Genomic DNA, 22,667 nt, shown 5'->3' with positions numbered 1-22,667 from the left:
GCCGGGCATCGAGCCCGACCTTTTCTAACCCACCCCTTGATCCCCTCCCTTGCAGGGAGGGGAAAACGAATCAGCGGAAGTTATCCGCGTACGCCTGGAGCTTCAGCTTGCGCTCCGGCGCGGCGATCACATGGAAGGCCAGCCCCTCGCGCTCGGCATAGGCGGTGGCGGCTTCCAGCGTCTCGAAGCTCAGGCGCAGCTGGGTCGCGGTCGCGTCGCCGCCGGCCCAGCCGGTCAGCGGATCGGCCTTTTGCTGGCGGACCGGCTCGAACTCGAGGATCCAGCTGGTCGTGCGTGCACGGCCGGACTGCATGGCGTTCTTGGGCTTCTGAAAAATGCGAGCGGTCTTGGTCATGGTCATTTCCCTTAGCGCGGCCCGGCGGCCCTTGCATCTGCCTTTTTCGTCCTGAGCGTCGCCGATGCCGCGGCGGGATCCTCGGGCCAGGGATGGCGCGGATAGCGCCCGCGCATCTCCTTGGCGACCGCGGCCCAGCTGCCTTTCCAGAAGCCCGGCAGGTCGCGCGTCGTCTGGATCGGCCGCCCGGCGGGCGAGGTCAGGCTGAGCACCAGCGGCGTGCCGTCGCCCAGCACCGGATGCGTGTCGAGTCCGTACAGCGCCTGCACCCGCACCTCCACCGTCGGCCCGCCCTCGGCGGCATAGTCGATCGCATAGGTCGATCCTTCCGGCGTCTCGAAACGGGCAGGGGCAAGCCGGTCGAGCGCCTTCTGCCCGTCCCAGCCGAGCAGGTTGTTGAGCGCATTGGTCAGCCCCTCGACCGCATCCAGCCGCCGCTTGCCGGCGAGCAGCCCGGGCAGCCATTCGTCGAGCGCGTCGAGTAGCCGCGTGTCGGACAGCGAATCATTGCCGGCATAGGCGGCGCGGGTGCGCAGCGCCTGGGCAGTGTCGGACCAGGGCAGCAGCGCCAGCCCATGCTCGCGCACGCCCTCCAGCAGTGCCTTTTCGATCTCGGCCGGGTTGGCTGCCGAATCGGGCCCGCTCGACAAGCGGATCGCGCCGAGCCTGCGCTCGCGCAGCGCCTCGATCCGCCCGGTCGCGGGATCGAAGCGGACGCTGCGTCGCGTCTCGATCCGATCGGCGAACAGCGATTCGACTTCGGTGGGGTCGATCGGCGCGGCGGAGAGGATGCGCGCGCCCGCCGCCATGCCCTGCGTCTCCGCCACTGCCAACCATTCCGCGCGGGCGAGCGAGGAGGTCGGGTCGAGCTTGAACCCGCGCCCGCCGGCCGAAGCCCAGGTCTCGCCGCTGGCATCGCGGCGTTTGGCGATCCGGTCGGGAAAGGCGAGGGCGACACAGGCGGCGGGATCGCCGATCCCGTCATTCCCCACCAGCTTCGCCCAGCGCTGCGCCAGCCGTCGCGCATTCTCGGCGCGAGGCCCGCGTTCGTTCCGCCAGCGGCGCAGCCGCAGCTCGAGATCGGCATCATTGCCGCCCAAACCACGCTCGCCGAGCAGCACCGCGATCTGCGCCGCCGTCCCTGCCATGCCGCGCTCGGCCGCGCGCACCAGCATATGGCCGAGCCGCGGCGGCAGCGGCAGCCCGGCAATCGCCTTGCCATGCGCGGTGGGACGGCCGTCCTCATCCAATGCCTCCAGCGTCCCCAGCCGCTTGCGCGCTTCGGACACCGCGGCCTCGGGCGGCGGATCGAGCCAGTTCAGGTCGCGCGGATCGCTCACCCCCCAGAGCGCGCAATCGAGCACCAATGCCGAGAGATCGGCTTTCAATATCTCGGGCGGATCGAAGCGCGGCAGGCCGGCGGTCGCCGCTTCCTCCCACAGCCGATAGGCGGTGCCCGGTCCCTGGCGCGCGGCACGGCCGGCGCGCTGGGTCACCGATGCCTGGCTCGCCCGCTCGGTGACCAGCCGGGTCATCCCCGCCGCCCGGTCATAGCGCGGTCGCCGCGCGAGGCCCGAATCGACCACGACCCGGATGCCGTCGAGCGTCAACGAAGTCTCGGCGATCGAGGTCGCCAGCACGATCTTGCGCCGCCCCTGCGGATCGGGCGCGATCGCCGCGCGCTGGGCGCCGGGCTCAAGGCTGCCGTGCAGCTTGTGCACCACGGCGCCCGGCACCTCGCCGATCCGCTCGGCGGTGCGCTCGATCTCGGCAACGCCCGGCAGGAAGGCGAGCACCCCGCCCTCGGCATCGCGCAGCGCGAGCCGACAAGCCGCCGCCATCGAATCCTCGATCCGCGCTTCGGCGGCGCGACCGATATGGCGCAACTCCAGCGGCCAGCTCCGCCCCTCGCTCTCGACTACCGGCGCATCGCCCATCAGCCCGGAGAAGCGCGTGCCGTCGAGCGTCGCCGACATCGCCACCAGCCGCAGGTCGGGACGCAGCGCCGCCTGCGCGTCGAGCGCCAGCGCCAGCCCGAAATCGCTGTCGAGGCTGCGTTCATGCACTTCGTCGAACAGCACGGCGGAAACCCCCGCCAGTTCGGGATCGGCCTGGATGCGATTGACGAAGATGCCCTCGGTGACGACCGTCACCCGCGTCGCGGCCGATCGCTTGCTGTCCATCCGCGTCGCGTAGCCGAAGGTCTGGCCGACCTGCTCGCCCGCCAGCGCCGCCATCCGCTCGCCCGCCGCCCGCGCCGCGAGCCGGCGCGGGGAGAGCAGCAGCACTTCGCCGGTGCACCAGTCCTCGCCAATCAGCGCCGGCGCCACCGCCGTCGTCTTGCCCGCACCGGGCGGGGCGACCAGCACGGCATTGCTCCCGCCGCGCAGCGCGGCGAGCAGTTCGGGCAATATGGCGTGGATCGGCAGCAAATCGTTCATGAGCGCTGCAACCATTTCCCCAAGCCGGTGTTACGCGCAAGCGAAGGAGGACCGGACATGGCGCGAACCCTGGCTCAATTTTCGATCACCGCCGATGGCGACGGCGATTACACGCTGCATCTCGAGGATGATGACGGCGAGACGCTGGAGTTCACCGCCAGCGAGGAGCAGCTCGATCTGATCGTCGAGGCGATCGAGGAAGTGCTCGATGCCGATGAGGACGATCTTCTCGACGACGACGAGGATGAAGGCGAGGACGTCGAGGAATGACCTTCGTCACCCCGGCCTGGAGCCGCGGTCCCGCCGCCGCGACCTGGAATCAATAAGCCCGGGCGACCGCGAACTCGACTGCTTCGACCATGGCGTCCTTGGCGGTGCCATTGGCGAAGATGCCGAGCGAATCGATCGCGCGCTGGCCGTAGTGGCGGGCGCGGGCGAGCGTGTCGTCCACCGAACGGCTGGCCTGCACCAGCTTTATCGCCTCGGCAAAGTCCGCATCCGAATTGCGGTGCCCGGAGATCGCATCCTTCCAGAAGGCGCGCGCAGCCTCGTCACCGCGCGCATAGGCGAGGATCACCGGCAGGGTCATCTTGCCTTCGCGGAAGTCGTCGCCAGCATCCTTGCCCATCGTGCCCGCGTCCGAGACATAGTCGATCGCGTCGTCGACCAGCTGGAAGGCGATGCCCAGGTTGCGGCCATAGGCGTCGAGCGCCAGTTCCTCGGCTTCCGAGCGCTCGGCGACCACCGCGGCGATGCGGCAGGCGGCAGCGAACAGCGCGGCGGTCTTGGCGCCGATGATGTCGAGATAACGTTCCTCGCCCAGGTCGAGCCGGCGCACCGCGGTGAGCTGGTTGACCTCGCCCTCGGCGATCACGGCGCTGGCGTTGCTGAGGATGTGGAGCGCCTTCAGGCTCTCGCTCTCGACCATCAGCTCGAACGACTTGCTGAACAGGAAGTCGCCGACCAGCACGCTCGCCGGGTTGCCCCAGATGATGTTGGCGGTGCGGCGGCCGCGGCGCAGGTCCGAGCTGTCGACCACGTCGTCATGCAGCAGCGTCGCGGTGTGGATGAACTCCACCGCGGCGGCGAGCCGGTGGTGGCGGGTGCCCGGATAGTTGAGCAGGCGCGCCGCCGCGAGCGTCAGCATCGGCCGCATCCGCTTGCCGCCGCCGGCGATCAGATGGCCGGCCAGCTCGGGAATCAGCGGGATCTCGGACTGCATGCGATCGAGGATCACTGCGTTCACGAGGTTCATGTCCTGGGCGACGAGCGCCATCATCGGATCGAGCGAGGGGGCGGGGCCGCCGCCAAGGCGATGGATGGTAGCGCTCATGGGCCAAGCCTCTGGCGGGTGCGGCGCACAAAGGCAAGACTTGCGTGACCTTACGTCCTGCGCAAAGAGGAGGGCGATGTCCGACGAGACCCTCAACCGCTACCGCCAGAGCATCGACAATATCGATGCCGCGCTCGTGTTCCTGCTCGCCGAGCGCTTCAAGGTCACCCAGGCGGTGGGGCGCTACAAGGCGGAATCGGGCCTGCCGCCCGCCGATCCCGGCCGCGAGGACCGCCAGATCGCCCGGCTGCGCGAGCTCGCCAAGACAGCGGATCTCGATCCGGAATTCTCCGAGAAGTTTCTGCGCTTCATCATCGATGAGGTGATCCGCCACCACGAGCAGCTGCGGGACGAGAAATGAGGCGGGCCGCCGCGCTCCTGCTGCCGGCACTGATGCTGGCGGGCTGCGGCGGCAACCAGGCGCAGAAGCCGGCGCCGACCCCCACGCCGAGCGCCAGCGCCGCGCCGGCGCTCGATCCCGCCGCGCGGCTCGCGGCGGCGGTCAAGGCGTCCTTCCCCGAAGGCGTCAACCAGGGCCCGATCACCTTCGACGACAACAAGCTGGTCGATACGGCGTTCGGCCCGGTGCTGGTCAGCCACGGCCATGTCCGCGATCCCGCGCATGTCGATGCCGGCACGATCGCGGTCCATTATCTCGATGCGGACGGCACCGGCTTCAAGCTGCGCAAGGCCTATCCCAAGGCGGCCGAGAGCGGCAGCTTCGGCGACCTTGCCGAATGGTCGGTTAGCGACAAGTTCCTCGACCGGCCGGTGATCTATGTCGAGGGTGGCGGCACCTGGCAGGGGTACACCTGCAGCTTCACCACTTTGGTCGCGCTCGAACCCGAGGGGCCGAAGGAAGTCGCCTCCTTCCAGTCCGTCTACGACAATGGCGGCGCGGTCGAGGACAATGCCCAGTCGGTCCGGGGCAAGATCGGGGCGATCCGCAAGGGCGTCGATTTCACCGTGAAGTTCGAGGGAACCCGATCCTTCGCCGAGCGATACGTCTGGAGAGACGGCAAGTACCAGCGCGAAGGCGGGGAAAGCCAGGTTCCATCCTGTTGAGGGGGTAGCGACGTGGCGGCGGACGATGATTTCCTGATCTTCCGCCCCGACGATGTCGACCTGTCCCGCTCCCCGCTGCGCAAGGGCGTGGACGAGGCGACCCATGTCCTCGGCGCCTTCAACCCCGGCTTCGCGCGCCTGCCGAACGGCAATTTGCTGCTTATGGTCCGCGTGGCCGAGGCGCTGCGCGATCCGGTTGACGGCGAGCATGCCCGGGCGGTGCGCTGGACGCCTTCGGGCTATGTCCTCGATCGCCATGCGGTGGCGGGCATCCAGATGGACGACCCCCGCCAGTTCGCGCTCAAGGACCGCAACCCGCGCCTGCTCGGCCTCACCTCGCTCTCCTGGCTGCTCCCCGTCGAGCTGAGCAAGGATGCCAGCCGGATCGTGAAGATCCATTACGACAAGGCGATCGAGCCCTCCGCCTCGTTCCTGGATTGCGGCGTCGAGGATGCCCGGATCAGCCTGGTCGGCGGCAGCTGGTGGATGACCGTGTGCGGCGTCTCCGCCGAGCGCCACTGCACCGCGATGTACCACTCCGTGAACGGGCTCGACTACAAGCTGCTCGGCGTGGTCCTCGATCACCAGAACAAGGACATGATCCTGTTCGAGGGCAAGCCCGGCGGCAAGTACATGGCGCTCACCCGCCCCCTGGGTGAAGTCTATTTCGCCTACCCGGAGGACTCCCCCTGGCTCGGCGGCCCCTCGATCAACATGGCGCAGTCGCCCGACGGTCTCCACTGGAAGCCGCTCGACACCCCCGGCATCCGCGCGCGCAAGGGCACCAGCTCGACCCAGCGGATCGGCGGCGGCAGCCAGCCGGTGCTTACCCCCCAGGGCTGGATGCTGATCTATCACGGCGTCGAGAAGCGGGGCGCGGTCGGCGTCTATCGCAGCTTCTGGGCGCTGCTCGACAAGGACGATCCCTCGCGCATCCTCCGCCTCGAGGACGAGAACCCGCTGATCGAGGCCAATCCCGCGCTCACCGATCCGATCGCCCACCAGCTCTATCTGCCCACCCCCGTGGTGTTCACCACCGGCGTGGCCGATGCCGGCGACCATTATATCGCGGCCAGCGGCGAAGCCGATCTCGCCTGCCGCATCACCCGCCTGTCAAAGGAGCGGTTCCGTTGATCCCCACCGCCGTCATCCCCGCGCAGGCGGGGATCCAGAGCCAAATAGCGCTGTCCCTCATTACCCTGGATCCCCGCCTGCGCGGGGATGACGGGAAGGGAGAAGGCGCATGACGGACAGCGAATGGTGGAAATCCGCCGTCATCTACCAGATCTATCCGCGCTCCTTCCAGGACACGAACGGCGACGGCATCGGCGACCTGAAGGGCATCGAGCGCCGGCTCGACGACCTCAAGGCGCTCGGCGTGGACGCGATCTGGATCTCGCCGATCTTCCCCAGCCCGATGGCGGACTTCGGCTATGACGTCGCCGACTATTGCGGGATCGACCCGCGCTTCGGCACCCTCGCCGATTTCGACGCGCTGCTCGCCGCCGCGCACGCACGCGGCATCCGCCTGCTGCTCGATCTCGTCCCCAACCACACCTCGGACCAGCATCCCTGGTTCCAGGAGAGCCGCTCCGCCCAGGACGATCCCCGGCGCGACTGGTATATCTGGCGCGACGCCAGGCCCGACGGTTCGCCGCCCAACAACTGGATCAGCGATTTCGGCGGCTCGGCCTGGGAATGGGACGAAGCCACCGGCCAATATTATTACCACGCCTTTCTCAAGGAGCAGCCCGACCTCAACTGGCGCAACCCGGCGGTGCGTTCGGCGATGCTGGATGTGCTGCGCTTCTGGTTCGAGCGCGGCGTCGATGGGTTCCGGATCGATGTGCTGTGGCACATGGTCAAGCATGTCGACCTGCCCGACAATCCGGTGAACCTCGACTGGACGCCCGGCCAGCCCGATTACACTCGCGTCCACCAGCTCCACTCGACCGATCAGCCCGAAGTCCATGGCATCGCCGGCGAGATGCGCGCAATTGCGGATCACTATGGTGCCCGCGTCCTGATCGGCGAGATCTACCTGCCGGTGCCCCAACTGGTCGGCTATTACGGCACCGCCGAGCAGCCCGGCGTCCATCTGCCCTTCAACTTCCAGCTGATCGGCGCCGCGTGGAACGCCCCCGGCCTGGCGAAGATGATCGCCGAATACGAAGCCGCGCTCCCCGCCGACGGCTGGCCCAACTGGGTGCTCGGCAATCATGACCGCCCCCGCATCGCCACGCGCGTCGGCGCCGAACAGGCCCGCGTCGCGATGATGCTGCTCCTCACGCTGCGCGGCACGCCCACGCTTTATTATGGCGACGAGATCGGCATGGAGGATGGCGAAATCCCCGCGCATCTGGTCCAGGATCCGCGCGAGATCCGCGATCCCGGCATCGGCCTCGGCCGTGATCCGGTGCGCACCCCGATGGCCTGGGACGAATCGCCGAACGCCGGCTTCAGCCCCGCCGACCCCTGGCTGCCGCTCCACCCCGACTGGATCGCCCGCAATGTCGAGGCGCAGCGCGGCGACCCCGCCTCGATGTGGCGCTTGACGCAAAAGCTCCTGTTCCTCCGCCACGAGCACCGCGCGCTCGCGCTCGGCGACTACCACCCGGTCGATGCCGGCGGCGACCTGCTCGCCTTCGAGCGGCGCTACGAGCATGACCGGCTGCTGGTCGTGCTCAACCTCGGCGACACGCCCCAGGGCTTCGCCATCCCCGAATGGGCGGAGGACTTCACCGTGCTCGCCTCGGCACGCGGCGGCCATGACCCGGCGCTGCTCTCTCCGAACGAAGGCTATATCCTGGGATGAAGATCGCGATGCTGGCGCCGATCGCGTGGCGCACGCCGCCGCGCCATTACGGCCCCTGGGAACTGGTCACCAGCCTGCTGACCGAGGCGCTGGTCGCGCGCGGGATCGATGTCACCCTGTTCGCCACGCGGGATTCGGTTACCGACGGCAAGCTCGATGGCGTGGTGCCGATGGGCTATGAGGAGAGCCCCGACATCGACGCCAAGGTCTGGGAATATGCGCACCAGTCGCATCTCTTTGCCCAGGCGGCCCGGTTCGACCTGATCCACAACCAGGCCGATTTCCCCGCGCACGCCTATGCCCCGCTGATCGACACGCCGATGGTGACGACGATCCACGGCTTCTCCTCGGAGCGCATCCTGCCGATGTACAAGCCGTTCGAGGACCGGGTGCATTATGTCGCGATCAGCAACGCCGATCGCCACCCGGCGCTGCGCTATGCCGACACCATCCATCACGGCATCCGGCTGGAGGAATTCCCCTTCGAGCCCGAGGGCGGCGAGGACCTGCTGTTCTTCGGCCGCATGCACCCGGACAAGGGCGCCGCCGAAGCGATCCAGCTCGCCCGCGCCACCGGCCGGCGTTTGAACCTGTATGGCATCATCCAGGACCAGGGCTATTTCGATCGCGAAGTCGCGCCCTTCCTCGACGAGCGCATCGCCTATCACGGCCCCGTAGGCGGCGCGGAGCGCCTGCGCGCGCTCGGCAAGGCGCAGGCGCTGCTCCATCTGATCAATTTCGACGAACCCTTCGGCCTGTCGGTGATCGAGGCGATGGCCTGTGGCACGCCGGTGATCGCGATCAACCGGGGCAGCATGCCCGAGCTGATCGTCGACGGCGAAACCGGCTTCCTGGTCGATTCGGTAGGCGAGGCGATCGCCGCGCTGGGCCAGGTCGAAGGCATCAACCGCGCCACCTGCCGCGCCCGGGTTGCCGAGCATTTCTCGGTCGAGGCGATGGCGGACAAGTACATCCAGCTCTACCGGCGCATCCTGGGCACCTAGCCATTCCCACGGCAGTTCCCCGGCGCAGGCCGGGGCCCAGGGTTTCTCTGCCGTATCGCCTGTGGCCCTGGGCCCCGGCTTTCGCCGGGGAACAGCTTCCCCAAACGCTAGCCGGAAAAAGCCGGCTGGTACGCATAAAGCCCCGGCGTCCCACCCGTCATCACGAACAGCACATCGCCGCTCAGCACCCCCTCGCGCAGCCCCGCCAGCACGCCTGCGAAGGCTTTGCCGCTATAGACCGGGTCGATCAGCAGCCCTTCCTGCCGCGCCATCAGCCGCACCGCCGCCAGCATCGCCTCGGTCGGGATGCCATAGGCTTCGCCCCGCTGCGAACCGTCGATCCCGATATGCTCCGCCTCCAGTGCCGGCCGCCCGAGCAGCGCCCGCGTCTCGTTGGCCAGCGCCAGCGTGCCGCGTTCCGCCTCCGCCAGCTCGGCCAGCACGGTGAACGACAGCACGCGCCGGGGATCGTCGATCCCGGCGGCAAGCCCGGCATGCGTGCCATGGCTGCCATTGGCGACGATCACCGCGCTGAACCGCAGTCCCAGCTCGGCTTCCTGCGCCTCGATCTCCGCCGCGCATGAAGCATAGCCGAGCGCCCCCACCGGCGAGGAGCCACCCGATCCGACCACATAGACCTTGCGCCCCTCGGCCCGCAGCAGCTCGGCCCGCGCCTGCGCAGCCGCCAGCGAATCCGCTCCGCGCGGCAAATGATGCACCACCGCGCCGAACAGCCCGTCGAGCAGCTGGTTGCCGTTGTGGAGATAGGCGGGATCGTCACGCGGTACCGTGTCGGTCAGCATCAGCTCGGCCTTGAGCCCCATCCGTGCTGCCGCCGCCGCGCTCAGCCGGGCATGGTTGGATTGCCGCGCGCCGGTGGTGATGAAGGTGTCGCAATCCTCGGCGATCGCGGCGCCGAGCAGATATTCCAGCTTGCGCAGCTTGTTGCCGCCGCCGCCCAGCCCCATCAGGTCGTCGCGCTTCACGAACAGCCGCGCGCCCTTCAGCCCCAGCGCATTCTCCACCCGCTCCAGCCGCTGGATCGGAGTCGGCGCGTCGAACAGGGCAATGCGGGGAAAGGCGTCGAGGTTCACTGGACGATCCACCAGAGGAGCAGCGCGACCGCGAGCAGTACAAGCGCGACTCCGCCAACTCCCGCCACCCAGGCCGCGGCAAGGCCGTACCGCTCGCGAACCGCCTGGATCAGCGTTTCGAACACGCCGAGGAAAACCTGGTCCATGGTGATACCCCTCCTTAGAGCGCCGGCTTGCACCCACGCGTCTGATACACGCCGCGCAGGAAACCGCGACGGGCAAAACCGGCATCGACCGCCGCGTTGAGCTCGCGCTGCGCCGAAGCCGCGCCGCTCACTTCGCGGACCAGCCCGCGAAACGGCACGATCAGCCCGGCCACGGTGTCACCGGTCACCCTGACCTTGCGGCTTTTCTTGCGATTGACGCCCTGGACGAAATCAGGCCCCAGCGCTTCGCCGATATCGTCGAAAGCGTCGGCGATCTGCGTGCATTTCGACAGGCCGGACAGGCTGTAGGGCGCGGCGGCCGCCTTCTGGAGAACCGGCGGGATCTTGGTCTTCACCGCGCCGACATCCTTGGCCGGCTGCTCGGCGATGTCGCCGGCGCGCTCGGCGGTCGATTGCTGCTTGTCCTGGGCAAAGGCAGGACTGCTCGCCAGCATCGCCACCGCAAACCCGATCCAAAGGCTCGATCGCATGCACTTCCTCCTGTTGCCGCCCCGTTTCGAGATAGGAAGCGCGCGAGCCATCGCAACGGAGCCTGCCACTTCTTGTTCCCCGGCGAAGGCCGGGGCCCAGTTTCGGCGCACTAGCAAAGGCGCGGGAACCTCACGAACGACATCGCAACTGGGCCCCGGCCTCCGCCGGGGAACAGCTATGCGGAGCCAGACCCGGCTATTCCGCCACCCGTAGCTTCTCAGCGCCTATCCCAGCCACATGGAGAGAAACACCACCAGCGGCATTAGCGCGACGAGGCACAGGATGAACGCTATCGAGGCACCGCCGATCCCGAAGCGATCCCGAGCTTTCCCCATCAGCCATTCGACGATGCCGGTAATAGCGCTCTCGTCGATCATTCCGCCGCCAACAGGCTCTCGGCCCCGCCCAGGTCCACCGATACCAGCCGGCTGACCCCGCGCTCGACCATGGTCACGCCGAACAGCCGGTGCATGCGGCTCATCGTCGCCGCATTATGGGTGACGATCAGGTAGCGGGTCGCGGTCTCCTCGGTCATCTTCTCGAGCAGGTCGCAGAATCGATCGATATTGGCGTCGTCGAGCGGCGCATCGACTTCGTCGAGCACGCAGATCGGCGCCGGGTTGGTCAGGAACAGCGCGAAGATCAGCGCGACCGCCGTCAGCGCCTGCTCGCCGCCCGAAAGCAGGGTCAGCGACTGGAGCTTCTTGCCCGGCGGCTGCGCCATGATCTCGAGCCCGGCTTCCAGCGGATCGTCCGAATCGATCAGTTCGAGATGCGCCGCACCGCCGTTGAACAGCGTCGAGAACAGCCTGCGGAAATGCTGGTCGACCGCTTCGAACGCCGCCAGCAATCGTTGCCGGCCTTCACGATTCAAGGTCCCGATCGATCCGCGCAGCTGGTTGACCGCCTGGTGCAGCTCGTCGCGCTCGGCGGCGTTGCTGGTGAAGGCGGCTTCGAGCTCGGCGAGCTCGGTTTCGGCGACCAGATTGACCGGTCCGATCCGCTCGCGCTCGGCGTTGAGTTTCTCATGGCCGGTCGATTCTTCCTCGGGCGTGCGCACCGTGGCTTCGTCGAAACCGGCTTTCTGGGGGAGGAGTGGCGGCGGGCATTCGAATCGCTCGCCCGAAATCCGCCCCATCTCGATGCGGCGCATCTCCTGGTTCTCGGCGCGGGCGACTGCGCCGGCGCGCTGCTCGCGGGCCTGGGCCAGCACTTCATTGGCGCCTCGCACCGCGCCTTCGGTCTCGCGCACCGCGATCTCGGCGTCGCGTTCGGCGGCCTGGGCGACGGCGCTCTCGGTTCGTGCCTTCTCGGTCGCGGCCTCGGCCTCGGCGAGCTGCGCCTCGAGTGCCGCGGGCTTGCCGGCCAGCGCTTCGCTTTCCTCGGCGAGCTGGAGCGCGCGCTTGTCCATTTCATTGGCGCGCCGTGCCGCATCGCCGGCGCGCGATTTCCAGCTCTTCGCCTCGGCACCCGCCGCGGCATGGCGTTCGCGCGATGCCGAGATCTCGCGTTCCAGCGTGCCGCGCTCGGCGCGGGCGGACGCGGAGGCAGCACGCTTGCCTTCGGCATCGAGCGACAGCGCCTGCACCCGGGCACGCGTCTCGGTGCCGTCGGGCAGCGCCGCCTTGGCTGCCTCGGCGCGGTTCAGCTCGGTCGCCGCTTCGTCCTGCTCGGCGGCGACGCGGCGGATGCGCGTGTCGAGATCGGCGCGCTGCGAATCGAGCCGTTCGAGCTGCGCGGTGGCACGGTCCTCGGCGCGCCCCGCCTCGCGGCCTGCATTGTCCGCATGCTCCAGCACCCGCCTGCAATCCGCCGCCGCACGCCGCGCCTCGGCGATATTCTCCTCGATCCGGGTAAGCTCGGCATCGGCGCTCTCGACCGCGCGGACCGCCGCCGGCCGCGCCTTCTCGATCGCGGCGAGCCGGTTGACCCGCACCAGCCGCTCCGCGGCCGCGGCGCCCCCGGACTTGGCGACATAGCCGTCCCAGCGCCGCAGCACGCCCGCCAGCGTAACCAGTCGCTGCCCCACGGCGAGCTTCTGTCCGTCATCGCTCTCGGCCACCAGCACCTGCGCCAGCCGCCGCGACAATCCTGCCGGCGCCTGGACATGCTGCCCGAGCGGCGTGGTGCCCGAAGGCGCGCCGGGATCGCCGGCCTGGGGCTCGGCACCGGCCCAATAGCGCTCGGCGCTGGTATCGAGCCCGGCTTCGAGATCGTCGCCCAGCGCCGCCGCGAGCGCGCGCTCATAGCCGGCATCGACCTTGAGCTTGTCGAGCAGCCGGTCCTTGTCCGAAGGCCGGGTCGCCTTGGCGAGCGCGGCGGCTTCGCTGTCGAGCTGCGCCAGTTCGGCATGCGCGCCGGCGCGCTTCGCCTGGGCATGGTTGCGCGACTCGATCGCGCTGCGTTCCTCGGCATCGGCCCGCGCCAGCCCGGTCCGCGCGCTTTCCGCCTGGCGGAGCGCCTGCGCCCGTGCCTCGGCGGCGCGTGCCTTCTCGGCCTGGAGGGGCTCGGGATCGGGCAGCGCCTTCAGTTCCGCGTCGATCCGCGCCCGGTCGCGCTCCGAGCGCTCGACCCGGGTCCGCCCCGCCGCCAGAGCGGCTTCGGCGACGCGCGCCTCGGCCGCCTCGCTCGCCTGCGCCGCCAGTGCCTGGGCGAGCGCGACTTCGGCATCGCGCGCCGCGCGCTCCGCATCCGCCAGCGCCGCATCGAGGTTCGGCATCCGCGCCGTCGCCTCGGCGATCCGCCGGTCGAGCGCCTTCAGTTCCTCGTCGAGCCGGGCCAGCGCCTCGGCGGCGTCCCTGGCGAGCGCGCCTTCGCGGCCGCGATCCTCCTCGAGCCGCCGCACCGAATCCTGCACCTCGGCGATCCGCCGCTCGACCGCCGCCTTGTCCGAGCGCAGCGTCGCGAGCCCGTGCATCGCCTCGGTCGCCTTGTCGCGCACGGCCAGCGCTTCGGCGCGCAGCGTGGCGAGCTTCTCCGCCGCCTCCAGCTGCACCGCCACCGCCGAATCATGCGCCCTGGTCCGCTCGGCGACCAGCGTCTCGGCCGCGCTCGCTTCCTTCTTGGCCGCGTCCGCCGCCACGGCCGCGTCGCGCCAGCGGGCGAAGATCATCCGCGCCTCGGCGACGCGGATCCGGTCGGAGAGCTCGCGGTAGCGCTCGGCCTGGCGCGCCTGGCGCTTCAATTGCGCGGCGCGCGTCTCCTGGTCGCCGATGACCTCGTCGAGCCGGGTGAGGTTCGCCTCGGTCGCGCGCAGCCGCTGCTCGGCGTCCTTGCGGCGCACATGCAGGCCGGCGATGCCCGCGGCCTCTTCCAGCATCGCGCGGCGCTCGCCCGGTTTGGCCTGGATGATCGCGCCGATCCGCCCCTGGCTGACCAGCGCCGGCGAATGCGCGCCCGTCGCCGAATCGGCGAACAGCAGCGCCACGTCCTTGGCGCGCACGTCGCGCCCGTTGATCCGGTAGGCCGAGCCCGCGCCGCGCTCGATACGGCGGACGACTTCCAGCTCGTCGTCGCTGCCGACCTGGTCGGCCTGGATGGTAACCTCGGCGAAGTCGCGCGAGGGGCGGGTGGCGGTGCCGGCGAAGATCACGTCTTCCATGCCGGCGCCGCGCATCGATTTCGCGCTGGTCTCGCCCATCACCCAGCGCAGGGCCTCGAGCAGGTTGGACTTGCCGCAGCCATTGGGGCCGACGATCCCCGTCAGCCCCGGCTCGATGCGCAGATCGGCCGGGTCGACGAAGCTCTTGAAGCCTGTCAGCCGCAGCCGCTTGATCTGCACGGCGTCCCCCGCCCCCTAGGCGTCAGCGCGCGCCGGCTGCCTTGAGCAGCGGCTCGAGCTGCTCCCAGCTGCCGGCCTCGACCTTCTTGCCGTTGATGAAGAAGCTCGGGGTGCCGGTCACGCCATAGACGGTCGCGCCGTCGGCATTGACCTTGGCGATCTCGTCGATCTTCTTCTGGTCGCCCAGGCACTGGCGCGCCTTGGCTTCGGGCACGCCGTACTGCTTCATGAAGTCGATCATGCCGAGCTGCTCGGCAAAGGCGACCGCGGCCTGGGGCGGCGGCATCTGCTGGAGCTGCTGGATCAGCTGCGGCTGGGTCTTCACCAGCTGCTCGGTGCGGCTCAGGAACGTGTCCTGGTTCTCGAAGAACTTGTCGAGCACCGGGAAGAAGCTCTCGTCGGGCACGCACTGGTTGAGCAGAGCCGCGGCGAGATCGGGCGCGCCGTGGATCAGGAAGTCGCGGAATTCCCAGCTGACCTTGCCGGTGGCGATATAGTTCTTGCGCAGCGGCTCGGGCGCGGTGCGGCCGAACAGCCCGCAATAGGGGCAGTTGCGCGAGCCATATTCGACCAGCTTGATCGGCGCGTCGGGATTGCCCTGGCGATAGCCGCCATCGGTGGTCTTCACGATCACGTCGGTCCAGGCCTTGCCCGCCGGCGCGGTCACCGCCTTCACCGGGGCCGAAGCGGTGACGTTGCCCTCGCCGCCGCCGCCGCAGGCCGCGAGCAGGCCGGCCAGCGCCAGCACCGGGATCAGGGCGAATTTGATACGCATAGCTCTGCTTTCTCCAGGGTATTCGATTCGATCAGGCGCCATTGGCCCACAGCTCGGGCAGCAATCTGTCCCAGGTGAAGGCGCGCAGCTTGCGCCCATTGATGATGAAACTGGGCGTGCTGTCCACCTGATAGACGTTGACCGCGTCCGCATTGGTCTTGGCGATCCGCCCGATCAGCTTCGGATCGGCCAGGCACTGGCGCGTCCTGGCCTCGGGCAGCCCCTGAGTCTTCATGAAGGCGATCAGCCCCATCGCCTCGGCGAATTTGGTCGCCATCTGGCCCGGGGGCAGCTTCTGCCATGCCTCGACCTGCTTGGGCTGGCCGTCGACCAGCTTGTGCAGCCGGTCATCGAACAGCTTCTGGTTGGCGTAGATCGCGTCGAGCACCGGGAAGAAGCGCGCGGTCGGCACGCACTGGTTGACCAGCGCCATCGCCAGGTCGGGCGCGCCGTGGATCAGGTAATCGCGATATTCATAGCTCACCTTGCCGGTGGCGATGAAGTCGCTGCGCAGCGGCGGCACCCCGTCGGCGGCGAAGCGCCCGCAGGTCGGGCATCCGCGCGAGCCATATTCGACCAGCTTCACCGGCGCATTCGGATTGCCCTGGCGGAAGCCGCCCTCCGGCGTGATCGCGACGGTCGCGGTCCAGTTCGGCGCACCAGCGGGCTTGGCAGCGGGCCTGGCCGCGGGCTTCGCCGCCGGCTTGCGCGCCTGCTGCGCCGAAGCGCCGCCAACCAGGGCAAGCGCAACCGCGCCGGCAGTCATCATCAGAATACGCATCAGTCGATCCGGCCGATCTTGGGCTTCTCGTCGCTCGCGGCGACACCGGCGGCCAGCGCTTCGAGCACGGCCTTGAGTTCAGGGTCGACGATCCCGCGCAGGCTCTCGCCCATCGCTTCGCTCAGCGGCTTGAGGCTGGGCGGCGGCGCGGCCTTGGCCGGCGCCTTCACCTGTCCGTGGCGGATCGCGATCTTCGCCACCGCCGGATAGCCGAAGAAGCGGTTCACCCGGTCCATGATCTCGGGCGCGACATGCTGCATCGTCGGCGCGAAGGCACCCGAGACGATCAGGCTCAGCACGCCCTGCTCGCGCTTGCCCTGGGGGAACTTGATCGATTCGGGGATCGACACCCGGGCATAGCGCTCGCCGACGATCTCGCCCCAGCGGCTGACGATCGAATGCTGGATGAAGCCGAACTTGCGGAAGCTGGCCGCGCCGACATCGGGCAGCAGCTCGGAGACCGAGCGGGCGCGCAGCGCGCGCTGCGGCTCGGGCTTCGGCTGGCGGGTCGTGGCGCGGGGGGGCTTCGTCATTTCCGCCAACCCATGCCATAGGGCCCTGTGCCCGACAACGCCCCCCGTACAATCGTTCCCCTCGCCATCGCCCCTGCGCTGCTCCATTGGTACGACCATAACGCCCGCGACCTGCCCTGGCGCGCGCGGCCCGGCAGCAATGCGCCCGATCCCTATCGCGTCTGGCTGTCCGAAGTGATGCTCCAGCAGACCCAGGTCGCCAGCGTCATCCCCTATTTCGACAAGTTCACGCGCGCCTGGCCGACGGTGGAGGCGCTCGCCGCCAGCGAGGATGCCGACCTGATGGCCGCCTGGGCGGGCCTCGGCTATTATGCCCGCGCCCGCAACCTGCTCGCCTGTGCCCGCGAAGTGGCCCGGCGCGGGGAGTTCCCGGACACCGAAGCCGGCCTGCGCGAGCTGCCCGGTGTCGGCGGCTATACCGCCGCCGCGATCGCCGCGATCGCCTTTGGCCGGCGCGCGGTGGTGGTCGACGCCAATGTCGAGCGCGTCGTCTCGCGGCTGTTCGCTCTCGAGGAAGCGCTGCCCGGCGCCAAGGCCCGGATCTACGCGCTTACCGACACGATCACCCCGGAGCTGCGTTCGGGCGATTTCGCCCAGGCGATGATGGATCTGGGCAGCGGCATCTGCACCGCGCGGTCGCCCAAATGCCTGCTCTGCCCGTTGCGCGCGCATTGCGCCGGCTTCGCGGGCGGCACGCCCGAGCGCTTCCCCATCAAGAGCGCGAAACCACCCAAGCCCCAGCGCCACGGCACGATGTTCTGGCTCGAGCGCGATGGCCGGGTGCTGCTCGTCCGCCGCCCGGACAAGGGGCTGCTCGGCGGCATGCGCGCACTGCCCACCGGTCCCTGGGCCGATTCGCCGCCCAGGCTGGAAGGCGCCCCCGCCGCCGCCGGATGGCAGTTGCTGGACGAGCAGGTCAGCCACGGCTTCACCCATTTCAACCTCGACGTCGCTCTTGCGGCTGCAACAATCGCAGCGCATGCAGGCGCCGCGCTGCCCGGCGAATGGTGGCCGGTCGCCGATCTCGAATCGGCCGGCCTGCCCACCGTATTCGCCAAGGCGGCACGGACATTCAGGAGACGATTATGCGCGCAGTGATCGGGTTCGGCTTCGGCCTGGCAATGCTGGCGGCTCCCGCCTTCGCGCAGACCAAGCCGAAGCCGCCGGTGCAGCCAGTGCAGACTACCGAGATTCGGATGCCTGCCGACATGCCCGGCGCCGATGCGCAGATGGCGCTGGCGAAGCGCTACGTCGCCGAGGGCAAGGTTCCCGGCATCGTCATTCAGGTCGGCCATGCCGATGCGTACAACACCATCACGACGGCGAACCACGGGCGCGTTGCCGATGCGCCGACTGCGCACCGGGCGGACGATGAAAGCCTGTGGCGCGTCTATTCGATGACCAAGCCGATCACCGGCATCGCCGCGATGATCCTGATCGAGGAAGGCAAGCTGGGGCTCGACCAGCCGATCAGCGACTTCATTCCGGCGTTCAAGAACATGAAGGTGCTGGTCGATCCGTCCAAGGACCTGACCAGCCGCCCCGCCACGAAGCCGATCACGGTGCGCAACCTGCTCACCCACACCGCGGGTCTCGGCTACAACATCATCACCAAGGGCCCCCTGCTCGACGAGTATAACAAGCTCGGCATCAACCCGGCCCAGGTGAACGCCCAGATGGAAGTCCAGATGGCGGCCGCCCGCCCGGGCAGCCTGGAGGAGTTCGCCAACCGCACTGCCTCGCTGCCGCTGATTGCCGAGCCGGGCGCCAAGTGGAGCTATTCGATCGGCCTCGATATCCTCGGCCGGGTGATCGAGGTTGCCGGCGGCATGCCCTTCGATCAGTTCGTCAACACGCGCATCTTCAAGCCGCTCAAGATGGAGCAGAGCTACTGGACGGTGCCGGCGGACAAGGTCGGCAATTTCGCCACCAACTATGTCTTCATGGGCTCCACCCGCGTCCCGGCCGATCCGGCGGTCGGCTCGGTCTATCTGCAGAAGCCGGAATTTCCCTATGGCGGCGCCGGCCTGGTCATGTCGGCGCATGACTATGGGCGGTTCCTGCGCATGCTGCGAAACAAGGGCTGGCTCGACGGCGTCCGCCTCCTCAAGCCCGAGACAGTGGTCCTCGCCATGTCGAACCTGCTGCCGGCCGGCACCGACACTTCGCTGCTCAACGACATGACCAGCGATACCGGCGCGCCGCTTGGCTTCGGCGCGGGCGGCTCGGTCTATCTCGCCGACGTGCCGGGCGGTCCGGGCAAGGGCACGTTCGGCTGGGGCGGCGCCGCCGGCACGATCGCCTGGGTCGATCCGGTCCACAAGATCGATGTCGTCGCGATGATCAACCTGTTCGGCGACACCGAGCTCAAGCGCGCAGTCTCCAAGGCTGTGTACGCCGACCTCGCCAAGGTGATTCGAACCAAGTGACGCTCACCCCAGGTTTCACTGGCGGCACGCTCGATCGTGCCGACCGGGTTCGCCACGATCCCGAGCTGCTCGCCACCGCGCTGGCCGATCCGCACGCGCGCCTGCTGGTGCTCGACGGGCTCGATCCGGTGCTGGATGAAGACGGCCACCTGACCTGGACCAGCCTCGCCGAGGCGCAGGGCGAGCTGCTCTTCCTCGGCTTCGAGGCGGGCGAGCCGCGCTTCGTCTCGACCTTGCCGGAGGGGATGCCGGTGCCGATGGGCCGCTCGCCGGCCTTGTTCGCGATGCTCGATCGCTTCGCGCCGGCCGATGCCGCCAATTACGCGTCGGCGCGCGGGCTGGTCTTCTGGCATGGCCGCAACCGCTTCTGCGGAAATTGCGGCACGCACACTTCGGTGTCGCATGCCGGCTGGGGGCGGAGCTGCCCCCATTGCGGCGCCGAGCATTTCCCCCGGGTCGAGCCGGTGGTCATCATGCTCGCCGAGCGCGGCGACATGGCGCTGCTCGGCCGCCAGCCGAGCTGGCCGCCGGGCCGCTACTCGGCGCTCGCGGGCTTCCTCGAAGTCGGCGAATCGATCGACGAGGCGGTGCGGCGCGAGACCTGCGAGGAATCGGGCGTCCGCATCGGCGCGGTCCGCTATGTCGCCAGCCAGCCCTGGCCCTTCCCGGCCTCGCTGATGGTCGCCTGTATCGGCGAAGCGCTGAACGACGACATCCGGATCGATGTCCACGAACTCGAGCATGCGGACTGGTTCAGTCGCGAAGATGTGCGCAGGGCGCTCGCCCGCGATCCGGACGCCCCGTTCGTCGCACCGCCGCCCTATGCCATTGCACACACCCTGCTGACGGCCTGGGTCGAGGGGGCCTAATCGGACGAAACCGTCTGGTTCAGCTGCTTAACTGCTCCCCGGCGAAGGCCGGGGCCCAGGGTTTCTCCGCCGAATCGCTCTGTTACCCCGGGCCCCGGCCTTCGCCGGGGAACAGGGTGTCCCGGTTGCCCCCGCCTAGTCTTCTTCCACCGGCTGCGTCGCCCAGCTCGCCTGCAGCGTCGGCACCGCGAGGTAGAGCACGAAAAGCAGGTGTGCGAAGTTCCGCATCTGGTTGATCAAGTCGAGCGTCGTCCAGCGGTCGAGCAGCGCGAGCCCGACCAGCAGCCAGATGCCGGCATAGGCCGTGAAGGTCACGCTGGCATAGCCGTAGAGGAACGCCCGCAGCCGCACCTGCCGGTCATACTCGTCGACCAGCTTCGCCGCGCCCCAGGGCTTGATCGGCCCGAAGATCGGCAGGAACGCGCCGATCGCGAAGCCGAGCGACATCACGGCATAGGCGAAATGCACCATTTGTGGCGCGGCCATCCCCCAGATCCAGCCGCCGATCGCCAGCGCCAGCGCGACAATCGGCAGCCAGCGCAGATGCCTGCGGCGGACTTCTCCCATGGCGAGAGCGGGCACGCCGGTGCGGTCGGCCGCGGCGTCGAGCCCGGCGAGGAAACGCTGGTTGAAACGGGACATGGCGGTCTCCGGCATCATTCGGCCGCGCGGCGCAGGGCGCTCGCGACCGATTCGAAGGGCGTGAACGAGAAGACGAGCTCCACCGGAACCTCGAACACCTCGGCGATCTTCATGCCCAGCTCCAGGCTGGGGCTATAGTCGCCGCGCTCGAGATAGCCGATCGTCTGGGGGTTCACCCCGGCCGCCTCGGCCAGCGCGCGCCGGCTCATCCCGCGTTCGGTGCGGAACAGGGCAATACGGTTGTGTATCTGCGGCAATATGGCGACTCACACGACGATATGTTGTCTATACACAACGATTCGTCGCGTGAGTCAAGCAAGGGTGGACGCTCGGCGGAATCCGCCGGCCGCGCAACCTTTGCTACGATCGGTGTCTGTTACGCTCGGGCGCGCGCCTGGGGGTAGGTGCCGAGCACGCGCATCCACTTGGTGTGGAACTTGAGCTCCTCCAGCGCCCGCGCCACCGGTGCCTCGTCGGGGCTGCCGACGATGTCGGTGTAGAACTCGGTCGCCGCGAAGCTGCCGCCGCGCTGGTAGCTCTCCAGCTTGGTCATGTTGACCCCGTTGGTCGCGAAGCCGCCCAGCGCCTTGTAGAGCGCGGCGGGGACGTTCTTCACCTCGAAGACGAAGGTGGTCATGAACGGTCCCTCGGGTTTGTCCTCGGCCGCCAGCGGCTCACGGGCAAGTACCACGAATCGCGTCATATTGTGCGCGGCATCTGCGATGTCGGAGCCGAGCGTCTGCAGCCCGTACAGCTCGGCCGCGCCCGGCGGGGCGAGGGCGGCGATCGCCGGGTCGGCGGCCTCGGCGACCATCGCGGCGGCGCCGGCGGTGTCGGGATAGGCGAGCGGCTGGATGCCCTGCGCCTTCAGCCAGTGGCGGCACTGGCCGAGCGCCTGGGGGTGGCTCATAGCCTGCTTGACGCCCTCGACCGGGCCCAGGCCCATCAGCGCGTAGCGGATGGGGAGGAAATGCTCCCCGATGATCGACAGCCCCGATTCGGGCAGCAGGAAGTGGATGTCCGCCACGCGGCCGTGCAGCGAATTCTCGATCGGGATCATCGCGCAGCCGGCGCGCCCTTCCTTCACCGCGTCGATCGCGTCCTCGAAGGAAAAGCAGGGGAGCGGCAGGCCGTCGGGAAACACTTCGCGCACCGCGATGTGCGAATTGGCGCCGGGCGCGCCCTGGAAGGCGACGGCCCGAACAGGGGTCCTGGCTGCGGCCTCGGTCATCTCCGCGACGAGCTTTCTCGCCGGGCTTGCGAAATTCTCCATAGTGCGCGGGCGCTAGCTGCCCGAACTTCGCACCGCAAGCCCCGCTTGCTTTCATTGCAAGGGCGGTTTTAAAGAAGCGCAACATATCCGCAGGGGCATTTCATGGACAATCGCTTCAATACGATCGCGGGCTGGGCACTTGCAGGGGGGATTGCTGCACTTGGGCTTTCGATCGCGAGCGGAATGTATTTCCATGCCGAACGTCCCGAGCACATGGGCTATGTGATTGAAGGCGTTGAGGAAGCGAGCGAGGGCGGTGCCGTCGCGGTCGCGCCGATCGCCACCCGCCTGGCCAGCGCCGATCTCGCCAAGGGCGAAGCTTCGTTCAAGAAGTGCATGGCCTGCCACACGATCGCCTCGGGCGGCGCCAACGGCATCGGCCCGAACCTTTACGGCACGATGGGTGAGGCGATTGCCCAGGGCAAGGCCGGCTTCGCCTTCTCCGATGCCCTCAAGGCCGTGGGCGGCAGCTGGGACTTCGACAAGATGGACGCGTGGCTGAGCAATCCGCGCAAGTTCGCCTCGGGCACCAAGATGACCTTTGCCGGCATCCCGGATGCGCAGGAGCGCGCGAACGTGATCGCCTATCTCAACGCGCAGGGCTCGAACCTGCCGCTGCCGGCCCCGCCGGCCGCCGGCGCCGCGCCTGCGCCCGCCGAGGGCAACGCGACCGACCACGCCGCGGGCGGCAATCTCTCGAACGAGGCGACTCCGGCGGAGGGCATGCCGAGCAAGGACCCCGCCGCCAAGGCGCAGGCGGAAAAGAAGGGCGTCTGAAGACGCTTCCGCTCTGATGGAATGAACAAGGCGCCGCGGGCCATCCCGCGGCGCTTTCTTTT

Annotated in this window: 24 protein-coding genes; 10 read left to right on the top strand and 14 right to left on the bottom strand. The window is 68.8% G+C overall.

Features of this window, described 5'->3' with window-relative positions:
* Nucleotides 1-70: 70 nt before the first annotated feature.
* Both HNP52_RS03415 and hrpB read right to left on the bottom strand, forming a co-directional pair.
* Nucleotides 71-355: an ETC complex I subunit gene (locus tag HNP52_RS03415; protein WP_184162481.1), complete on the bottom strand. Its 285-nt coding sequence runs from the start codon at nt 353-355 to the stop codon at nt 71-73.
* Nucleotides 356-366: 11 nt separating this feature from the next.
* Complete coding sequence (gene hrpB / locus HNP52_RS03410) at nt 367-2,796, bottom strand: ATP-dependent helicase HrpB (RefSeq protein WP_184162478.1); 2,430 nt, start codon at nt 2,794-2,796, stop codon at nt 367-369.
* Between the two features lie 57 nt (nt 2,797-2,853).
* On the opposite strand from hrpB, the gene HNP52_RS03405 reads away from it, so the two are divergent.
* A complete protein-coding gene (locus HNP52_RS03405) occupies nt 2,854-3,066 on the top strand; it encodes a hypothetical protein (protein WP_184162475.1) in 213 nt (70 codons plus the stop codon).
* 49 nt (nt 3,067-3,115) lie between these two features.
* On the opposite strand, the gene HNP52_RS03400 is transcribed toward HNP52_RS03405, so the two are convergent.
* Complete coding sequence (locus HNP52_RS03400) at nt 3,116-4,129, bottom strand: polyprenyl synthetase family protein (RefSeq protein ID WP_184162472.1); 1,014 nt, start codon at nt 4,127-4,129, stop codon at nt 3,116-3,118.
* A gap of 76 nt (nt 4,130-4,205) precedes the next feature.
* Here HNP52_RS03400 and HNP52_RS03395 point away from each other — a divergent pair, with 76 nt between their 5' ends.
* The 5 genes from HNP52_RS03395 (at nt 4,206) to HNP52_RS03375 (ending at nt 9,013) form a co-directional block, all read left to right on the top strand.
* The gene (locus HNP52_RS03395; RefSeq protein ID WP_184162469.1) at nt 4,206-4,490 is read left to right on the top strand and encodes a chorismate mutase; all 285 of its coding nucleotides are present in this window, start codon (nt 4,206-4,208) and stop codon (nt 4,488-4,490) included.
* A complete protein-coding gene (locus HNP52_RS03390) occupies nt 4,487-5,194 on the top strand; it encodes a hypothetical protein (RefSeq protein ID WP_184162466.1) in 708 nt (235 codons plus the stop codon). Before HNP52_RS03395 ends, HNP52_RS03390 begins: the two co-directional genes overlap by 4 nt.
* Nucleotides 5,195-5,206: 12 nt before the next feature.
* Entirely contained in the window at nt 5,207-6,328 is a 1,122-nt protein-coding gene (locus HNP52_RS03385) for a glycosidase (RefSeq protein WP_184162463.1), read from the top strand.
* Between the two features lie 109 nt (nt 6,329-6,437).
* A complete protein-coding gene (locus HNP52_RS03380; RefSeq protein WP_184162460.1) occupies nt 6,438-8,009 on the top strand; it encodes an alpha-amylase family glycosyl hydrolase in 1,572 nt (523 codons plus the stop codon).
* A complete protein-coding gene (locus HNP52_RS03375; protein WP_184162457.1) occupies nt 8,006-9,013 on the top strand; it encodes a glycosyltransferase family 4 protein in 1,008 nt (335 codons plus the stop codon). Before HNP52_RS03380 ends, HNP52_RS03375 begins: the two co-directional genes overlap by 4 nt.
* Before the next feature lie 107 nt (nt 9,014-9,120).
* Here the strand turns inward: HNP52_RS03375 and HNP52_RS03370 are convergent, their stop codons facing one another.
* The 8 genes from HNP52_RS03370 to HNP52_RS03335 all read right to left on the bottom strand — a co-directional run bounded on the left by HNP52_RS03370 (nt 9,121) and on the right by HNP52_RS03335 (nt 16,615).
* Nucleotides 9,121-10,107, bottom strand: a complete 987-nt coding sequence (locus HNP52_RS03370) for a D-cysteine desulfhydrase family protein (RefSeq protein WP_184162454.1) — start codon at nt 10,105-10,107, stop codon at nt 9,121-9,123.
* Nucleotides 10,104-10,253, bottom strand: a complete 150-nt coding sequence (locus HNP52_RS23065) for a hypothetical protein (protein WP_184162451.1) — start codon at nt 10,251-10,253, stop codon at nt 10,104-10,106. The genes HNP52_RS03370 and HNP52_RS23065 overlap by 4 nt, the downstream gene beginning before the upstream one ends.
* A gap of 14 nt (nt 10,254-10,267) precedes the next feature.
* Nucleotides 10,268-10,744: a hypothetical protein gene (locus HNP52_RS03360; protein ID WP_184162449.1), complete on the bottom strand. Its 477-nt coding sequence runs from the start codon at nt 10,742-10,744 to the stop codon at nt 10,268-10,270.
* A gap of 225 nt (nt 10,745-10,969) precedes the next feature.
* Complete coding sequence (locus HNP52_RS03355) at nt 10,970-11,122, bottom strand: hypothetical protein (protein WP_184162447.1); 153 nt, start codon at nt 11,120-11,122, stop codon at nt 10,970-10,972.
* Nucleotides 11,119-14,526 (bottom strand): chromosome segregation protein SMC, encoded by a 3,408-nt coding sequence (gene smc / locus HNP52_RS03350; protein ID WP_184162445.1) that lies wholly within the window; start codon nt 14,524-14,526, stop codon nt 11,119-11,121. The genes HNP52_RS03355 and smc overlap by 4 nt, the downstream gene beginning before the upstream one ends.
* A gap of 22 nt (nt 14,527-14,548) precedes the next feature.
* A complete protein-coding gene (locus tag HNP52_RS03345) occupies nt 14,549-15,301 on the bottom strand; it encodes a thioredoxin domain-containing protein (RefSeq protein ID WP_184162443.1) in 753 nt (250 codons plus the stop codon).
* Nucleotides 15,302-15,332: 31 nt separating this feature from the next.
* Nucleotides 15,333-16,082 carry a DsbA family protein gene (locus HNP52_RS03340; RefSeq protein WP_260395892.1) on the bottom strand — a complete coding sequence of 250 codons (750 nt, stop codon included), beginning with the start codon at nt 16,080-16,082 and terminating at the stop codon, nt 15,333-15,335.
* On the bottom strand, nt 16,082-16,615 hold the full coding sequence (locus HNP52_RS03335; protein WP_184162441.1) for a DUF721 domain-containing protein: 534 nt from the start codon (nt 16,613-16,615) through the stop codon (nt 16,082-16,084). Before HNP52_RS03335 ends, HNP52_RS03340 begins: the two co-directional genes overlap by 1 nt.
* Before the next feature lie 27 nt (nt 16,616-16,642).
* Between HNP52_RS03335 and HNP52_RS03330 the strand changes: the two genes are divergently transcribed.
* From HNP52_RS03330 to nudC, 3 genes are read left to right on the top strand one after another with little or no spacing between them, the layout of a single operon-like run.
* Nucleotides 16,643-17,713 (top strand): A/G-specific adenine glycosylase, encoded by a 1,071-nt coding sequence (locus tag HNP52_RS03330; protein WP_409372582.1) that lies wholly within the window; start codon nt 16,643-16,645, stop codon nt 17,711-17,713.
* Nucleotides 17,701-19,044: a serine hydrolase gene (locus HNP52_RS03325; RefSeq protein ID WP_184162439.1), complete on the top strand. Its 1,344-nt coding sequence runs from the start codon at nt 17,701-17,703 to the stop codon at nt 19,042-19,044. The genes HNP52_RS03330 and HNP52_RS03325 overlap by 13 nt, the downstream gene beginning before the upstream one ends.
* Nucleotides 19,041-19,913, top strand: coding sequence for an NAD(+) diphosphatase (gene nudC / locus HNP52_RS03320; protein ID WP_184162436.1), 873 nt, complete (start codon nt 19,041-19,043; stop codon nt 19,911-19,913). Before HNP52_RS03325 ends, nudC begins: the two co-directional genes overlap by 4 nt.
* A gap of 135 nt (nt 19,914-20,048) precedes the next feature.
* Here the strand turns inward: nudC and HNP52_RS03315 are convergent, their stop codons facing one another.
* The 3 genes from HNP52_RS03315 to HNP52_RS03305 form a co-directional block, all read right to left on the bottom strand.
* Nucleotides 20,049-20,555 carry a hypothetical protein gene (locus HNP52_RS03315; RefSeq protein WP_184162433.1) on the bottom strand — a complete coding sequence of 169 codons (507 nt, stop codon included), beginning with the start codon at nt 20,553-20,555 and terminating at the stop codon, nt 20,049-20,051.
* A 14-nt stretch (nt 20,556-20,569) separates the two neighbouring features.
* The gene (locus HNP52_RS03310) at nt 20,570-20,812 is read right to left on the bottom strand and encodes a helix-turn-helix transcriptional regulator (RefSeq protein ID WP_260395888.1); all 243 of its coding nucleotides are present in this window, start codon (nt 20,810-20,812) and stop codon (nt 20,570-20,572) included.
* A 119-nt stretch (nt 20,813-20,931) separates the two neighbouring features.
* Nucleotides 20,932-21,828: a prephenate dehydratase gene (locus tag HNP52_RS03305; protein WP_184162430.1), complete on the bottom strand. Its 897-nt coding sequence runs from the start codon at nt 21,826-21,828 to the stop codon at nt 20,932-20,934.
* Between the two features lie 102 nt (nt 21,829-21,930).
* Here HNP52_RS03305 and HNP52_RS03300 point away from each other — a divergent pair, with 102 nt between their 5' ends.
* Nucleotides 21,931-22,605, top strand: a complete 675-nt coding sequence (locus tag HNP52_RS03300) for a cytochrome c family protein (RefSeq protein ID WP_184162427.1) — start codon at nt 21,931-21,933, stop codon at nt 22,603-22,605.
* Nucleotides 22,606-22,667: the final 62 nt, after the last annotated feature.

The organism is Sphingomonas kyeonggiensis (genome assembly GCF_014204495.1).
Taxonomy (GTDB): domain Bacteria; phylum Pseudomonadota; class Alphaproteobacteria; order Sphingomonadales; family Sphingomonadaceae; genus Sphingomonas; species Sphingomonas kyeonggiensis_A.
The sequence above is the reverse complement of the archived record's forward strand: the minus strand, read 5'-3'. Positions and strand labels throughout refer to the sequence as shown.

Bases quoted from the DNA above. Each gene is read 5' to 3' on its own strand.
- HNP52_RS03395 (WP_184162469.1), top strand. From the start codon at position 4,206: ATGTCCGACGAGACCCTCAACCGCTACCGCCAGAGCATCGACAATATC.
- HNP52_RS03340 (WP_260395892.1), bottom strand. From the start codon at position 16,082: ATGCGTATTCTGATGATGACTGCCGGCGCGGTTGCGCTTGCCCTGGTT.
- HNP52_RS03345 (WP_184162443.1), bottom strand. From the start codon at position 15,301: ATGCGTATCAAATTCGCCCTGATCCCGGTGCTGGCGCTGGCCGGCCTG.
- HNP52_RS03400 (WP_184162472.1), bottom strand. From the start codon at position 4,129: ATGAGCGCTACCATCCATCGCCTTGGCGGCGGCCCCGCCCCCTCGCTC.
- HNP52_RS03405 (WP_184162475.1), top strand. From the start codon at position 2,854: ATGGCGCGAACCCTGGCTCAATTTTCGATCACCGCCGATGGCGACGGC.
- HNP52_RS03380 (WP_184162460.1), top strand. From the start codon at position 6,438: ATGACGGACAGCGAATGGTGGAAATCCGCCGTCATCTACCAGATCTAT.
- hrpB (WP_184162478.1), bottom strand. From the start codon at position 2,796: ATGAACGATTTGCTGCCGATCCACGCCATATTGCCCGAACTGCTCGCC.
- HNP52_RS03305 (WP_184162430.1), bottom strand. From the start codon at position 21,828: ATGGAGAATTTCGCAAGCCCGGCGAGAAAGCTCGTCGCGGAGATGACC.
- HNP52_RS03375 (WP_184162457.1), top strand. From the start codon at position 8,006: ATGAAGATCGCGATGCTGGCGCCGATCGCGTGGCGCACGCCGCCGCGC.
- HNP52_RS03415 (WP_184162481.1), bottom strand. From the start codon at position 355: ATGACCAAGACCGCTCGCATTTTTCAGAAGCCCAAGAACGCCATGCAG.
- HNP52_RS03360 (WP_184162449.1), bottom strand. From the start codon at position 10,744: ATGCGATCGAGCCTTTGGATCGGGTTTGCGGTGGCGATGCTGGCGAGC.
- HNP52_RS03315 (WP_184162433.1), bottom strand. From the start codon at position 20,555: ATGTCCCGTTTCAACCAGCGTTTCCTCGCCGGGCTCGACGCCGCGGCC.
- HNP52_RS03390 (WP_184162466.1), top strand. From the start codon at position 4,487: ATGAGGCGGGCCGCCGCGCTCCTGCTGCCGGCACTGATGCTGGCGGGC.
- HNP52_RS03355 (WP_184162447.1), bottom strand. From the start codon at position 11,122: ATGATCGACGAGAGCGCTATTACCGGCATCGTCGAATGGCTGATGGGG.
- HNP52_RS03325 (WP_184162439.1), top strand. From the start codon at position 17,701: ATGCGCGCAGTGATCGGGTTCGGCTTCGGCCTGGCAATGCTGGCGGCT.
- HNP52_RS03300 (WP_184162427.1), top strand. From the start codon at position 21,931: ATGGACAATCGCTTCAATACGATCGCGGGCTGGGCACTTGCAGGGGGG.
- HNP52_RS23065 (WP_184162451.1), bottom strand. From the start codon at position 10,253: ATGGACCAGGTTTTCCTCGGCGTGTTCGAAACGCTGATCCAGGCGGTT.
- HNP52_RS03335 (WP_184162441.1), bottom strand. From the start codon at position 16,615: ATGACGAAGCCCCCCCGCGCCACGACCCGCCAGCCGAAGCCCGAGCCG.